At 46.4% G+C, this 13884-nt stretch carries 12 protein-coding genes; 7 read left to right on the top strand and 5 right to left on the bottom strand.

Going from position 1 to position 13884, the window contains the following annotated elements:
* Nucleotides 1–67: 67 nt before the first annotated feature.
* Both ACODJP_RS00450 and ACODJP_RS00445 read left to right on the top strand, forming a co-directional pair.
* Nucleotides 68–1120 (top strand): hypothetical protein, encoded by a 1053-nt coding sequence (locus tag ACODJP_RS00450; RefSeq protein ID WP_422477340.1) that lies wholly within the window; start codon nt 68–70, stop codon nt 1118–1120.
* A gap of 107 nt (nt 1121–1227) precedes the next feature.
* On the top strand, nt 1228–2166 hold the full coding sequence (locus tag ACODJP_RS00445) for a hypothetical protein (protein WP_422477338.1): 939 nt from the start codon (nt 1228–1230) through the stop codon (nt 2164–2166).
* 54 nt (nt 2167–2220) lie between these two features.
* On the opposite strand, the gene ACODJP_RS00440 is transcribed toward ACODJP_RS00445, so the two are convergent.
* Together ACODJP_RS00440 and ACODJP_RS00435 are read right to left on the bottom strand one after the other, a co-directional pair.
* Complete coding sequence (locus ACODJP_RS00440) at nt 2221–3603, bottom strand: hypothetical protein (RefSeq protein WP_422477336.1); 1383 nt, start codon at nt 3601–3603, stop codon at nt 2221–2223.
* A 3-nt stretch (nt 3604–3606) separates the two neighbouring features.
* Nucleotides 3607–4932 (bottom strand): MFS transporter, encoded by a 1326-nt coding sequence (locus ACODJP_RS00435; protein WP_422478819.1) that lies wholly within the window; start codon nt 4930–4932, stop codon nt 3607–3609.
* Between the two features lie 141 nt (nt 4933–5073).
* Here ACODJP_RS00435 and ACODJP_RS00430 point away from each other — a divergent pair, with 141 nt between their 5' ends.
* Nucleotides 5074–6882 (top strand): ABC transporter ATP-binding protein, encoded by a 1809-nt coding sequence (locus ACODJP_RS00430; protein ID WP_422477334.1) that lies wholly within the window; start codon nt 5074–5076, stop codon nt 6880–6882.
* Nucleotides 6883–6896: 14 nt separating this feature from the next.
* Nucleotides 6897–7925, top strand: coding sequence for an L-glyceraldehyde 3-phosphate reductase (gene mgrA, locus ACODJP_RS00425; protein ID WP_422477332.1), 1029 nt, complete (start codon nt 6897–6899; stop codon nt 7923–7925).
* Between the two features lie 49 nt (nt 7926–7974).
* On the opposite strand, the gene ACODJP_RS00420 is transcribed toward mgrA, so the two are convergent.
* The 3 genes from ACODJP_RS00420 to ACODJP_RS00410 are packed head-to-tail and all read right to left on the bottom strand — an operon-like array spanning nt 7975 to nt 9928.
* Complete coding sequence (locus tag ACODJP_RS00420) at nt 7975–8643, bottom strand: lysophospholipid acyltransferase family protein (RefSeq protein WP_422477330.1); 669 nt, start codon at nt 8641–8643, stop codon at nt 7975–7977.
* A 41-nt stretch (nt 8644–8684) separates the two neighbouring features.
* Nucleotides 8685–9566, bottom strand: a complete 882-nt coding sequence (locus ACODJP_RS00415; protein WP_422477328.1) for an AEC family transporter — start codon at nt 9564–9566, stop codon at nt 8685–8687.
* A gap of 32 nt (nt 9567–9598) precedes the next feature.
* Nucleotides 9599–9928, bottom strand: a complete 330-nt coding sequence (locus ACODJP_RS00410) for a hypothetical protein (protein ID WP_422477326.1) — start codon at nt 9926–9928, stop codon at nt 9599–9601.
* Nucleotides 9929–10089: 161 nt separating this feature from the next.
* Here ACODJP_RS00410 and ACODJP_RS00405 point away from each other — a divergent pair, with 161 nt between their 5' ends.
* The 3 genes from ACODJP_RS00405 to ACODJP_RS00395 are packed head-to-tail and all read left to right on the top strand — an operon-like array spanning nt 10090 to nt 13702.
* Nucleotides 10090–10707: a flavodoxin family protein gene (locus ACODJP_RS00405; protein WP_422477324.1), complete on the top strand. Its 618-nt coding sequence runs from the start codon at nt 10090–10092 to the stop codon at nt 10705–10707.
* Nucleotides 10708–10710: 3 nt separating this feature from the next.
* A complete protein-coding gene (locus ACODJP_RS00400; protein WP_422477322.1) occupies nt 10711–13062 on the top strand; it encodes a substrate-binding domain-containing protein in 2352 nt (783 codons plus the stop codon).
* Entirely contained in the window at nt 13046–13702 is a 657-nt protein-coding gene (locus ACODJP_RS00395) for a response regulator (protein WP_422477320.1), read from the top strand. The genes ACODJP_RS00400 and ACODJP_RS00395 overlap by 17 nt, the downstream gene beginning before the upstream one ends.
* Nucleotides 13703–13884: the final 182 nt, after the last annotated feature.

Genomic DNA, 13884 nt, shown 5'->3' with positions numbered 1-13884 from the left:
TCTTGCGGTTTCACTTGCATTGTTATATGCTTCAAATGGATAAACACATATCGGAAAGGAGGATTCCATGAAGAATCGCTTGCGTGGAGTAATGGTAGGTTTGATTCTCACGGTGAGTATAGTCATGGTAAGCGTAGGTTGTGCTACGAGTGTTACTATGCGCTATATGGTGCCTGCTGAGGTCAACATGGCCAATTATAAGAATCTTGCGATAGTTTCAGCAGAACCGTACAGATTCACTGCATTCACTAGTCCTTCAACGATTATCCAAGATATGAGTGGAACCTCTCCCTATACGGTATTCTCCGGTTTTGGAGGTAATACAGAGCGGGAAATTGCAAAATATCTCACTACTCGAATCGTAAGTGATCTGACCAAAGCCGATTATTTTTCTCTACTCATTCCTCCCTCATCAGATGATATAGGCTTGCAATATGCCAAGTTCAAACAATTAGGATATGATGGTCTGCTACAGGTTCGGGTCTCACGACTTGATGTAGATGAGTACGTCTATGCCAAAGAGGAGACTGAAGTATTGCCCCCGGAAGTAGAAGGGGGAGAGCCTACAACCCAGAAGGTATTGCACCACCATGTAATGCAGAAAGTTGCAATAACCGTGGAATTCATTGTTAAGGATACTGCTACCGGTGAAACAGTTATAGTCAGGTCTTTCTCCGATGCAAAAGAGAAATCCTACAAGATCGATCCCGATTCCAGCAATTCATTCTCTGCTCCATCTCTTTACGATTGGCTAAGACCCATGGTCGATCGTTTCTCCAGTGATTTCGCCAAATTGGTTGCACCACGATGGATAACAAAGTCGGTAGCTCTCATGGCAAACAAGCCGGAAAATCCTCGGGTAGAGACTGCTTATCTAGAAGCAAAAGAGGGAAGTCTGCAAATTGCTCTTGAAGGATTCTTGGCCGAATGGAAAAAATCAAAGCATGTCCCTTCAGGATACAATGCCGCAATCATTCTGGAATCCTTTGGACAGATCGACCAGGCATTAGAACTGATCGATGAAGTTTGGCGCTATAGTGGGAATCCTACGGTAGAATCGAGAAAAATACAGATGCGGGAAGCATGGGAATCACACAAGAAGGCACAACAGCAATTGTAGACGACATACTGATATATTTTTGATACCTCGAGAGAATTTTGCTGTGCTGGATCACCGATTGTGATAGGATAAGTAGGAAAAGAGATACATAACGGTAGGAGGTTACCATGAAGAAAATTTCAATTATACTTTTGGTTCTCATGATTGTGCTCGCTACTCCTCTATTTGCCGCAGATCAGATATTGCGGGCAGGGATGTGGGCGGAAGCAAGTAATTTACGCGATATACGAACTCCCAGCGAGCTCGATTTTACCCTCAATCCTTATCTGTACTATGAATTTGGAAGGCCTTCTGCCGATAATTTCACAGCTTACGGATATGTTGATGCTCCCTATGTGATCGGTGATGCATTCGATACACTCTGGCCTGCTGTCGGTGCGGGATTTAACTATCGTATCCATAGCTCCCAAGATGCGATCATGAATACCGGTCTCTCCCTTGCGAGCGATAAGGCTGAGACTGCAGGTACATATATCGATGCATTGGGACATTTTTATTGGTACCCCTATAATCGGGCTACCGAAGTGACGGTCATTCCCCACTTCGGGGACTTCGTTGATGGTCTGCGTTTCGGTTTGGGATTGGAAGCTGGAGCTGTAGTGGAGAATCTGCTTGAAGATGCCGATATCGCCACGATAATCAATGGCGCTCTGGCCGGAAGGATGGTAGCCGGGGCCCAATTGAGCGAGCGCTTCTGGCTCCAGACACAACTAAAATTGAAGGTTCCTGCTTTTGTCGCACCTTCATCGTTCGATACCTATGGATTGCATGCCAGTGGTATCTTGGATACTTCATTTGGCTACTATGGTGATCGTTTGTATCTGACTACCGGGCTCTATGGAAAACTTGTAGCCAGTAACCTCTTCACTCAGGATGGCTTGTTGGAAGGAGCCGCTTACCAGTACGATTTCAATCTCTGGGGAGAACTCGGTTTCTTCGTGATCGAGAATCTCAATGTCTACGCAGGAGCCGAATTCTCAGGGTGGCGCGGAGTATCTGATGACTCTGCTGTCGCCTATTTCGGTGTAGAATATTATTTGCTTTAGAAGGAAGGGGAAAACTTGACAGAGTATTATCTCGAGCTCTGTCAAGTTGCTTTTCTAGGATTCGAAATATCGATTTTCCCAATGTCCTTCCATTGAACGGGAAACATCCTGTAAGCTATCCGACACCGCTTCTGATATCTGCTGCAATCTCTTTTTTCTATTTCCAGCAGTGCCCTTAGCTTGTATCTTTGAAAGTCTGATAGGTTTTCCTACATCGACCAATGCCGCTTTCCCCCTAGGACTATAGCGGGTATTGATATTGCCACCCGAAAGTCGATTGGTGACATCCAAGAGGTTCAATGCATATTCACAAGCCCTCCCGGCTGAACAGGGAGCTGCGATATACGAGGGATCGATATATTCCAACACATCGACCAGTTGCGAGTGTCGGAGATAAATATGGGCCTCCATGGCATGTCGATCTGCAATACTTCTTCCAACCGGGGACAAATGTTTTGGATTGAACTCCTGTGGGTGGATATCCTCGACACCCCTATAGCGCAATCTGAATACGCGATCGAGCAAAGAGCCTTCCCGATCAAGTCCAGCCATGCTTTCCGCTTGTACAAGGGCTTTGTCGCAGATAGTCAATATTCTATCACGTAATGTACTGGTAGAATCGGTTGGTAGCTCTATTTGAAACAATTGTTCAAGCATGATTACCGTTTTGACCGTAGCTTCCTGCAATAGCGTGAGGATCGGATGTTTATCACGCCCCTCCAATGGGATACCCGTCTGTGATTCCCAACGTGCCAATACCGAACGGATGAAGTTCTCTGGTTCTTCCGAATGGCGGTAGCCGAGTGAGATCGGGATAATAGTTACTTCTTTGGAACTCTCCTCACCCCATGTAGCGAGTGATGCAATTCCAGGTGCTATGGAACTACACATGTACATTTGATAAGTAACCTGGGCTTCGGGGGCTAATGCTATAGGAAACTTACCTTCACGCATCGCTTTTCTCAGGATGTTCAAACCATTTTTGTTTGCGCCACGATTCTGCACAGGGACACATCCTATCCTGGGAAACAACCAAGCTGCCGCTTTTCCAGCCCATTCGAGGACATCACTGCCATAAAGGAATTGTGCATGTGCGATGATCCTCTCAGCCTTCGGTTTGTTGCGATTCCGCTTTCGAATGAATCGTTGTATCCTTCTACTCAAGGTATACATCATAACGGGAGCATCTTCTTTCGCAACATGTCTGAATGCGATAATAAGCCTATGGTCCCCACTGTAGAAACGTTCTAACTCATCAATCAGAAGCTGTTCATCACGAAGATATACTTTTCCTACCCCTTCAAGCAGGCGTAGGTACCACGGTCCGACTATCATCATGAAACTCCGCGCTTTCGCGGAATACCTTGGTTCTACGAATCCTCTCCCTACTGATGCCCGGGGGATGCTCACATTACGTTGCTTCTTCCTGTTGCCCATGCATCAACTCCGTTGTTTCATCATTCGACTATAGAACTCACTATCTATAGGATAGTAATTTAGTACCACGATGCCAATGATATACCAAACCAACGGAAGTGGTCCACAAAGAAGTTTGATGCCGATCGCGGAGAGGGCTGTCGGTTCGTTCGGTGTATAGGCGAATAGTGCGAGTATCCAGCCATTCAATGCGAGGGCGAGAGCTTGACCAATCTTGCTTGAGAATGTCCAAAGACTGGAAAACACACCTTCTCGGCGGATATTTCCATGGTTAATAGCATCATGTTCGACAACATCGGGTAAAATCGCATGGGGCATCACATAGTGAGTCGATAGCCCTATACCGGCCAATGCCATTACCACAATAGATGCAATCGGGCCAATAGCTTCACCCAAAAGGGAGAACACCATCACCCCGATTCCCATGATACCCATACCAATCATATAACATCTTTTCTTGCCGATTTTTTCGGAGATCCGTACCCAGATGGGAATGAATACAAGACTGAAGGTGAGTAGGGCTACCAATGCTATCTGAAACAAAGCCTCATCGCCGAAGATATAGGCGAAGTAATAGACTAATGCTCCTTGGACCATTGATGTTCCCATAATGAAGAGAGACCAAGGGATAAGGGCTGTCAGGAAAATAGGACTCTTCAATGCTTCTCTATAGGTCCGTAGGAAACCAGTTGTCGGAGGTTCCTCCAAATGTACCGGCTCACGAACTGCCCAGATAGTCACCAGCGTAGTGAATAGCATCACAGCTCCCATGAAATATCCCATTACTGACCAACCGAGACTCTGATTCGTGAATAGGCTGACTAAGGGCATGACAGCTCCCGCACCAACAAATGTTCCCACGACTGCAAAACTCATTCGATAACCAGTCAGGATAGTCCTTTGGTTGTAGTCATCGGTGAGTTCGGGAAGAAGGGCGGCATAGGGAATATTTACGAGGGTATAAGCTGTATTGAGTAGGCAATATAATACCGTGAGATAAAAGAATAGCGGCAGTTGGGATTCCATTGCAGGTTTCGTGAACATGAGTCCCATGGTAAAGAATGCTATGATTGACCCCACGAACATATAAGGTCTTCTCCGTCCCCACCGAGAACGGGTCCTGTCGGAAATATAGCCGGTTATGGGATCGGTTACCGCATCCCATATTTTCCCTATCATCAATACTGTTCCGGCTAAGGCTGCCGAAAGTCCGACGATATCGGTCAAATAAAAGAGAAGATAGAACCCAATGGTAGTGAAAAAAAGGTTTCCTCCTAAGTCACCGATACCAAAGCCCCATTTTATCCGTCTCGTAACTGTGTTGTTGATGATATTGGTCCACCTTCTAAAAAGAGTGGATTCAGTGTAGAGGGAAAATTTTCTGCGTGCAAGTATCAGTATGCGGAAAATATTCGATGAAACGATTGATTATTTCACCTGGTCTTTCTACCTTGATACAAGAGGCAAACGATGAAACTGCATCCACGCTCGCTGGTCAAGAAGCTAAAAGATATCCTCGATCCCGTTCAGAAACGCAAGAGTATACTCCTTCTCATCCTATTTCTGATCATGTCCATATTTCAGGTTATCGGTGTAGCGGCAGTCTTTCCTTTCGTGAATCTAGTCATGGATCCGTCGCTTGTACAATCGAACCGACTTTTGGAATTCCTGTATGTGAAATTGGGATTCTCTCACTTCAATCAGTTCATTATTTTCCTCGGACTGGTGATACTGATCCTTATAATACTGTCAAACACAATCTCAGCCCTTACCATCTGGGCTAAGACCAAATTTGTTATGGGTCTGAACCATAGCCTTTCCCGTCGGTTGCTTACCACCTATCTGTCAAAACCCTATGACTATTTTCTCAACCAGAATACTTCGACGTTGGGAAAGAATCTTCTCGCTGAAGTATACCAATTGACGAACAATATGCTCATTCCCTTATTCGAGCTTTTCGTGAATGCACTAATCATTCTTGCCATGGTTGTCGTGTTGTTCATTACCGATTTCATTACTACTCTCATTGCCCTTGTCCTTTTAGGTGGTAGTTATGCTGTAATAAATTATCGTGTGAAGAAACGGGTGAAAAGGGGAGGATTGGAACGACTTGAAGCCAATCGCGGTCGATACAAGACGACAGGGGAAGCCCTTTCGGGAATCAAAGTTACAAAAGTCTTCGGTAGAGAATCACATTTCGTAGAACGTTATTCGGGCTACTCAAAACATTTTACCCGCATGGAAACCTATGTGAGGACCGTTAGCGAAATTCCCCGTTATGTACTCGAGGCGATAGCATTCGGGGGAATTATCATCATGGTAGTGATCCTCACTCTTATACGGGGTGCTGCAAATGAGGTTATTCCTCTCGTAAGTCTATTCGCATTCGCCGGATATCGGATGCTCCCTGCAATGCAGAAGGTCTTCCATGCCCTGACAAGTATCTATTTTAACCAAGCAATCTTAGATACCCTTCATGATGATCTGGTACTTGGTATGAGCAATCCTGCAACCGCTAGTCAATCCGAAGCAATGGCTATGCCCTTCAATCGAGAGATCGAGTTGAAGCAGGTTCACTATGCCTATCCCTTATCATCGATACCGGTACTTGAGAAAATCGATTTGACCATCAGGAAAAACCAAACCATCGGTTTTGTTGGAAGCACAGGGTCAGGAAAGACTACCTTGGTGGATATCCTTCTTGGTCTGCTCTTTCCCCAGGAGGGGGCATTGTTAGTCGATGGGAATGAAGTGACCGAACATTCGGTATCATCGTGGCAGAGGAATATCGGATATGTTCCACAGGATATCTTCCTCTCCGATGATACATTGGCTAGGAATATCGCTTTTGGATTATCTGATGAAGCTATCGACATGGATAAGGTGCGCAATGCAGCACGAATTGCGGCTTTGGATACCTTTGTCGAAACACAATTGGAAAAAGGATATCAGACAGTAGTCGGAGAACGTGGTGTACGTCTCAGTGGGGGACAGCGGCAGAGGATAGCTCTTGCCCGCGCTTTGTATGATAATCCTGCCGTGCTGGTACTGGATGAAGCTACAAGTGCTCTCGATGGTGCGACCGAAAGTGCTGTGATGCAGGCGATCGGAAATGCATCCAAGGACCGTACTCTGATCATGATAGCGCATCGGCTTACTACTGTAAGGGATTGCGATGTGATATATATTATTGATAAAGGTGTCATTGTGGATTCCGGAACGTTCGATACGCTCGTATCGAAGAATAGTGAATTCCGAAAGATGGCACGTATGGAATAATTACGGAGGTTTTTATGTACAAAGCACATGAGGGACGTTACGAAACCATGCGGTATAACTACTGCGGAAAGAGCGGACTCAAATTACCTGCGGTCTCGCTCGGATTATGGCATAATTTCGGCGATACCACATCGGTGGAGAATTCCCGAGAGATGATCCACACCGCATTCGACCTGGGAATCACGCACTTCGACCTAGCGAACAACTATGGACCCCCTCCAGGTTCCGCGGAGAGCAATTTTGGAAAGATCCTTCGTCAGGATCTGAGTGCATACCGTGATGAGTTGATAATCTCAAGCAAGGCGGGGTATTTGATGTGGCCAGGGCCGTATGGCGATCTGGGTAGCCGGAAATATCTCTTATCTAGTCTTGACCAGAGTCTGAAGAGGATGGGGCTTGATTATGTCGATATCTTCTACTCTCACCGATTCGACCCCGATACTCCCTTGGAGGAGACCATGGGAGCCTTGGAAAGCGCCTATAAGCAGGGGAAAGCTCTCTATGTCGGAATATCTTCCTACTCCGCTGAGAAGACACGGGAAGCCTATGAGATTTTGAAATCCCGCAATGTTCCCGTTTTGATCCACCAGCCATCGTATTCGATGTTGAATCGATGGGTAGAAGAGGCCTTGTTGGAAACGGTCCATGAATTGGGAATTGGGACAATCTGTTTCTCTCCATTGGCTCAGGGATTACTCTCAGATAAATATCTCGGAGGAATTCCCGATGGAAGTCGGGTGACTAAGAACAGTTCACTCAAGAAAAATATGCTCTCTGAAGAGAATCTAAAGCGGGTTTCCAAACTCAACGAGATTGCGAAGAGACGTGGTCAGAGTCTTGCCCAGATGGCGTTGGCTTGGGTGCTACGCAGGAAAGAGGTTACCTCTGTCCTTATAGGAGCAAGTTCTTCTGAGCAGATTCGGGAGAATGTTCGAGCATTGGATAATCTGGCATTCACCGATGCCGAATTGGCTGAAATCGACAGCTATGCCCAGGATGGAAATATCAACCTATGGGCAAAGTCCAGCAACGACGGTAAATAGAAGGCTGGGGAGGGGAAACCCTCCCCATTGCTGTACAGTGGAGTATTGATCAAAGCGTCTTGGTTAGGGTGTATTCCAGCTTGCGCCCGGCGTAGTAGCCCCGGAGTTCCAGTGGCATCTGCTCGGCGAGATGCAGCATGATCTCGTCGATCAGTTGTTGCCGCCCTTCGGCGTCCAATCGCCCACCTTTCTTTATAAGCTCGAATGGCTTTCCCACCGAAATAGTGATCGGGGTACGTTTGAGACGTTTTGCGTAGTACGAGAACTTGTCGAACCCAAGTAGGACTATAGGAACCATGGGGACTTGCTTCTTATGGGCGATGAATGCTATTCCAGCCTTTCCTTCCTGCAATTCTCCTGTCCTGTTTCTCGTACCTTCGGGAGCCATTGCGAGAATGTTTCCCTGATCCAAGATAGCGAAACAGGCTTCCATGGTTTGTCTTCCCATGTTTTCTCGATCGACGGGAATGGATCCCCATTGGTTCATGATGAAACGGGTGAAACCATGATCCCACAACTCTTTTTTTGCCATTGCGAACATCTTGCGGGGTTGCATGAATACATACATGAGAGGACCGTCTAACGCCGACGTATGATTCGCGATAAGCATGAATGGACCATCGGTGGGGACCTTGTCGAATTCCTTCAGATTCATCTTGAAGAACATGCGGAACAATCCACGGAACACTGCATTGGTGATTCGTTCTGATAATTTCATGAAATTACTATAGTTGATTTGTCCTACTTTGGGTAGCCGGATTATACAGCGAACATGAACGCCAGGGGTATGGTGAAAATACCCAATATGGTAGACACGATCACAATGGATGGAGCGAATTCGCTGTGGACCCCATAGCGCAACGGCAGCACCGATGTGAATACCGCTGCTGGAAGAGAGGAAGCAACGATTACCACAGTCTTTCCCAACCCTTCAAGTCCAAAGAGCGTCGCACCAAGATACCCGAAGGCGAAACCTCCCACTATACGAATGAAGATTCCGGCAAGAACATGACGGTTCACATGTACCTTAGTGCTGGATAATGAGACTCCTAATGCGAAGGCGGCCATCGGTGGAGCGGCACTACCTCCAAATTCACAGGTCGTGAGAATCGGCTGGGGGAGTTTGATCTTGAAAATCAATACGAAGGCTCCTAGGAATATCGACCAGAGGATGGGTGACAACAGCATCGTCTTAATCGATTTTGTGCTGAGTCCTCCTGTAATTATGAGAATTCCAAGTGTGAAGATATAGATTGTCTGCACCTGATCGAAGATGACGATGAGATTCATGGCAGCGACTCCACCCCAGAGTTTCATCAGAGGTATGCCTAAGAAGCCAGAATTCATGAAAATATTGGCAGGCATGAAACCCCGCATGTCTATCCTCGTGATCTTCGCATAGAGATAACTGACCAAAGTAGATAAAGCGACCACCAAGGTAGTAGCACCTGTAATGTTGAAAATCAAGGAGCTTTGAAGATCACTGAAGTAGAGGGAATGGAAGATAAGCAGCGGCATGAAGAAATCCGATATGAGTTTAACCAACAACTTTTCGTCAATCGGATAGATTTTGTCCATAAGATATCCGCCAAGGGTGAGGACAAGGATGGGCAGCAATTGGATGAAAGACTGTATGAACATAGCGGTGTTTCCTATATGTGGTTGTCAATCGGTCAGTCGTGGCGCGTCCTACGAGATGAATCATGGCTGGATTTTCTTCTTGCTAACGATAGTCCTCCAAATCCACTGATGATTGCCATATAGAACCCGAAATCGTACCACCAACCAGTATTATAAGGTTGGTATATACCTACCGAAGGGTTGAACAATTTTACGATAAGGGAGATGGGTGCGATCCAACCATGCCATATTCCCATAAAGAAACCTGCTGGCTTATCATCCAAAGTCTCCACAGTTTGGGGAAGACAGGAGGTGAAAAGTACCGTTATTACCAATGCGAGGACAATAAAAACTAACAGGATAGCTGTTTTCTTTTTTTCCATAGATGAGTTTCCTCCTCAATCCGATTAGCGAGTATACCACACGAGTGTCGTAAACGAAAGCTTGCTTACTTTCGTCATGTAGGGAATTTTACCAGACTTTCATGCGTTATTCTCCAAACCATGTTATCCTTTTTACCTAGAGTGAAAGGAGACCCACGGCTATGTATATTATCGGAATCATAGGAAGCCCACGCGAGAACGGAAATACCGCCACAATCATGGATTCGATCTCGAAAGGAGCTAAAACACAAGGAGCTGAGGTAGAGGTAATTCACTTGGAATCCTATCATATAGAACCATGTATTGGTTGCGAAAGGTGTCGAAAGGATAAGACCTGTACCAGATTCTTCGATGGCATGCATCTTCTCTATGACAAGCTAGATCGTGCTGATGGAATCATATTGGGATCACCAGCATATAACTACAATATGACTCCTTGGATGAAATCTTTTATTGATCGACTCTATCCATTTTTCGATTTTTCCGAACCGAGACCGGGTCCCTATACTTCCCGTTTAGCCAATAGGGGCAAAGGCGCACTCATCTTTGGTGTCTGTGAACAAACCGACCCGAAAGAACTTGGATACACTGCAGTCTCCATGCGGGATGCTATACAGGCTGTCGGATATTCGATTTTCGATACTCTTGCATTTGCGAACCATTTTCTGCCTAATTCGGTAACAAAACATCCTGAAGATCGTAAGAGAGCTTACGATGCCGGTGTCGGTTTTGTCTCGTTTTTGCTTGGGGCGGGAGCCGGACAAAGAGGAGAATGTTGATTTATGCAGAAGAAACGATGTATTGGAGTCTTTACCGCTTCCCTAGATGATGGGTACCAATCGACTATCTGGCATGCTATAGAGAGAGCTGCCCAGGACAGGGGATTTGGATCGATCTCATTCCTCGGTTCACGACTCGGCTCGCCCATTGCATCGGAGGCTTCATCAAACTTAGCCTACCATCTTGCGAGTCAGAGGAATATCGATGGACTGATCATTATATCTTCATCATTGGCTACATTCTTCTCCTCTGTTGACCTGAGGGAATTCTTCACTCAGTGGGAGTCTTTGCCACGAGTCTCCATTGGGATGAGCATTCCAGGTATGTCCGATATCGTGGTCGAAGGTGCGAGCGGTATCTCTCAGTTGGTTGAGCATGTAGTTGATGAGCATGGCAGGAAGAATTTCGCGATGATTGGAGGCCCGCCAAGCCATGACGAGGCTATCAGCCGGATGGTTGCCTGCAAGGAGACTCTTAGGAATCGTGGACTGATCATTGATGAACGATTGATCGTGCCGGGAACCTTTACACAAGAATCGGGGATCGCCGCAGTGGAGAAACTGTTGTCGACAGGTTTGCCGTTCGATGCGCTAGTCTGTATGAATGATCGGATGGCACAAGGTGCGCTAGATGAATTGGTCCGCAACGGTATCAGAGTTCCCTACGATGTCTCGGTGATCGGTTTCGATGGTATAGAATCTTCCCGCTATACACAACCTCCGCTCACCACTGTGCTTCAGCCTATGCAGGATTTGGGAGAGCAGGCGGTAGCAATGCTTGATCGTCTCATGCAGGGAGGAGAAGAGGAACATGAAGTACTCTCATGCAGTCCAGTTATACGGGAATCGTGCGGTTGTGGTCCACGGTTCAGCTATACTCCCGATCTACAGGAGATTCCCCGTTATGCAAGCATAGAAGAGCGCAGAGCGATATTCGACCTCATGGTGCTGGTGAGAAAAGGTGATTATGATGGGATGATCTTGCGGCTGAACAGAGCTATAGACGCGACATCGGCAGAAAGTGGAGCTTTAGACCGTTGGAACGATTATCTATCGGTAGTGGAGAACCACTGTGCCAAGAATATGGAGCCTGGAAGCAAGCAACTGGCAACACTCATGGGGGCTGCCCGTGCATTGACTGGAGAGAAGTTCGGACGCTGTCAGGCCGCGAAACGGGTATCGGTGGAATCGTCTTTCGAGACACTCCGACAAGTCAGTGCCATGCTTGCAGGTGCCTTCGAGAGCGAAGAGATGTATGCCAATCTACGCAAAGGACTTCAGCTTTTCGGGATAGAGGATGGATTTCTCATAGTATTCAATGGGAAAAAAGGTCGTGCCAGGGTGTTGATGAGTATGCGCAGTCAGGTAGGACTTGGAAAGGATTTATCTGAGTTGGATTTCGATTACCTGGAATTGTTGCCACCCCAGATTGGAAGGAGTTGGCGGGAAGGTCAATGGATCCTCATGCCTTTAGTCCATATCGATGAGCCTTTGGGCTATCTATTTGTACCCATAGGGATTGTGATTCCTGCACTCTACGATGTCTTGCAGGAACAGATATCAAGCAATCTCAAGGGAACGCTGTTGATGGAACAAGTGCGTTCCCATGAACGTACGCTAGCTGAACAAGTGGAATTGAGGACCAAGGATCTCATCCGGACAAATAGGGAACTCTCGAACGAAATCCGTAGAAGGAAAGAGTTGGAACACGAGGTGATGGAGATATCCAGCAAGACCATGGAGAGGATAGGGCAGGATTTGCATGATGATCTGTGCCAACACCTGTTAGGAATCTCTCTCTTAGCCTCTTCAGTGAGGAAAACGGTAGCCCAGAATGTCCAAGTGCAACAGACTTTGGAACGAATAAGTTCATTGCTTACAGAGTCCATCACTAAAATCAAGACAATATCTCGTGGTCTGCTTCCAGTAGAATTGGAAGCACATGCTTTTACCGCCAAATTAGAGGCTTTAGTAGGGGACACCAACCGTTATGCGAGCGTGGATGTCAAACTACATGCTCATCCCGATTTCGAAATTGCCGATCCGGATCAGAGCCTTCACGTCTTCAGAATTATCCAGGAGGCTTTGACGAATGCAGTCAAACATTCTCAGGCAAAACAGGTCGACATTATCCTAGATGTGCAAAACGATGGAGAAGGTTGTCCTTTAAGAGTCGCTACCATCCGGGATAATGGTGTAGGGCTGCCAGAAAAGATACGGGAAGGGGGATTGGGACTGCGGATCATGAAAAACCGAGCGAGTATGGCGCAAGTCGATCTTTCGATAGATTCTACGGCGAGGGGAACTACGGTGAAGGTTGTCGTTGGAAGGAGTTCAGATGAAACAGAGTGTTAAATTCGTTGTAGTGGATGATCATCCGCTTTTTCGCCAGGGTCTGGTGAGTGTGATCGAAAACAACAATCATTTTAAGGTAGTAGGAGAGGCTACCGGTATTGCTGAAGCTTTGGATATTGTTGAGGTGGAACATCCACAGGTGATCCTAGTAGATATCTCCCTTCATCAGGAAAATGGATTGGAATTGGTGAAGATGCTTAAAAATTCCCATCCGGCCATCCATGCAATCGTCGTATCGATGTATGACGAAATTATCTACGCATCGAGTGCATTGAAAGCTGGCGCTCGCGGATACGTTATGAAACAAGAGGCCGCAGAGACCCTTCTTGAGGCAATCGGGACCGTACTGAAAGGGAAGGTCTACCTATCTGCTGATATGCGTGAGAGATTGTTCGACAATATGGTGTTACAGGAAAGTAAACAGGATCTGAATCCCGTAGAACAGTTGAGTGTAAGGGAACTGGAAGTTCTCAGATTAATCGGTCAAGGGTTTGGGGTATCGGAAATCGCCTCATCGTTAAACCTGTCTGCGAAAACCATAAACGTCTATCGGGACAATATAAAGCATAAATTATCGATTGGTGATGCAAGGGAATTACGAAAATTCGCGATTAAATGGGTTAGGGCGAACGAAAGCTGATTCTCACATTCTCTATAGGACATTTGTCCTAGGCAAACTCTAGGCATATGACTACTTTCGTCGAGAAAAAATGAGTAGTAGCATTTCGATACGTGGGTAGGATGTTGTTGTTGTAGGAAAATCGGCACACTGACAGCTTAGCCACTGTGAATGAAATCATATGCCGAAGGGCACATACATGA

The sequence above is a fragment of the Pleomorphochaeta sp. DL1XJH-081 genome (genome assembly GCF_049310885.1).
Classification (GTDB): domain Bacteria; phylum Spirochaetota; class Spirochaetia; order Sphaerochaetales; family Sphaerochaetaceae; genus CAYZJV01.
The sequence above is the reverse complement of the archived record's forward strand: the minus strand, read 5'-3'. Positions and strand labels throughout refer to the sequence as shown.

What these genes read in the sequence shown, in the direction of transcription:
- ACODJP_RS00400 (WP_422477322.1), top strand. Translation starts at nt 10,711, where the DNA reads ATGCAGAAGAAACGATGTATTGGAGTCTTTACCGCTTCCCTAGATGAT.
- ACODJP_RS00440 (WP_422477336.1), bottom strand. Translation starts at nt 3,603, where the DNA reads ATGGGCAACAGGAAGAAGCAACGTAATGTGAGCATCCCCCGGGCATCA.
- ACODJP_RS00430 (WP_422477334.1), top strand. Translation starts at nt 5,074, where the DNA reads ATGAAACTGCATCCACGCTCGCTGGTCAAGAAGCTAAAAGATATCCTC.
- ACODJP_RS00450 (WP_422477340.1), top strand. Translation starts at nt 68, where the DNA reads ATGAAGAATCGCTTGCGTGGAGTAATGGTAGGTTTGATTCTCACGGTG.
- mgrA (WP_422477332.1), top strand. Translation starts at nt 6,897, where the DNA reads ATGTACAAAGCACATGAGGGACGTTACGAAACCATGCGGTATAACTAC.
- ACODJP_RS00395 (WP_422477320.1), top strand. Translation starts at nt 13,046, where the DNA reads ATGAAACAGAGTGTTAAATTCGTTGTAGTGGATGATCATCCGCTTTTT.
- ACODJP_RS00415 (WP_422477328.1), bottom strand. Translation starts at nt 9,566, where the DNA reads ATGTTCATACAGTCTTTCATCCAATTGCTGCCCATCCTTGTCCTCACC.
- ACODJP_RS00405 (WP_422477324.1), top strand. Translation starts at nt 10,090, where the DNA reads ATGTATATTATCGGAATCATAGGAAGCCCACGCGAGAACGGAAATACC.
- ACODJP_RS00445 (WP_422477338.1), top strand. Translation starts at nt 1,228, where the DNA reads ATGAAGAAAATTTCAATTATACTTTTGGTTCTCATGATTGTGCTCGCT.
- ACODJP_RS00410 (WP_422477326.1), bottom strand. Translation starts at nt 9,928, where the DNA reads ATGGAAAAAAAGAAAACAGCTATCCTGTTAGTTTTTATTGTCCTCGCA.
- ACODJP_RS00420 (WP_422477330.1), bottom strand. Translation starts at nt 8,643, where the DNA reads ATGAAATTATCAGAACGAATCACCAATGCAGTGTTCCGTGGATTGTTC.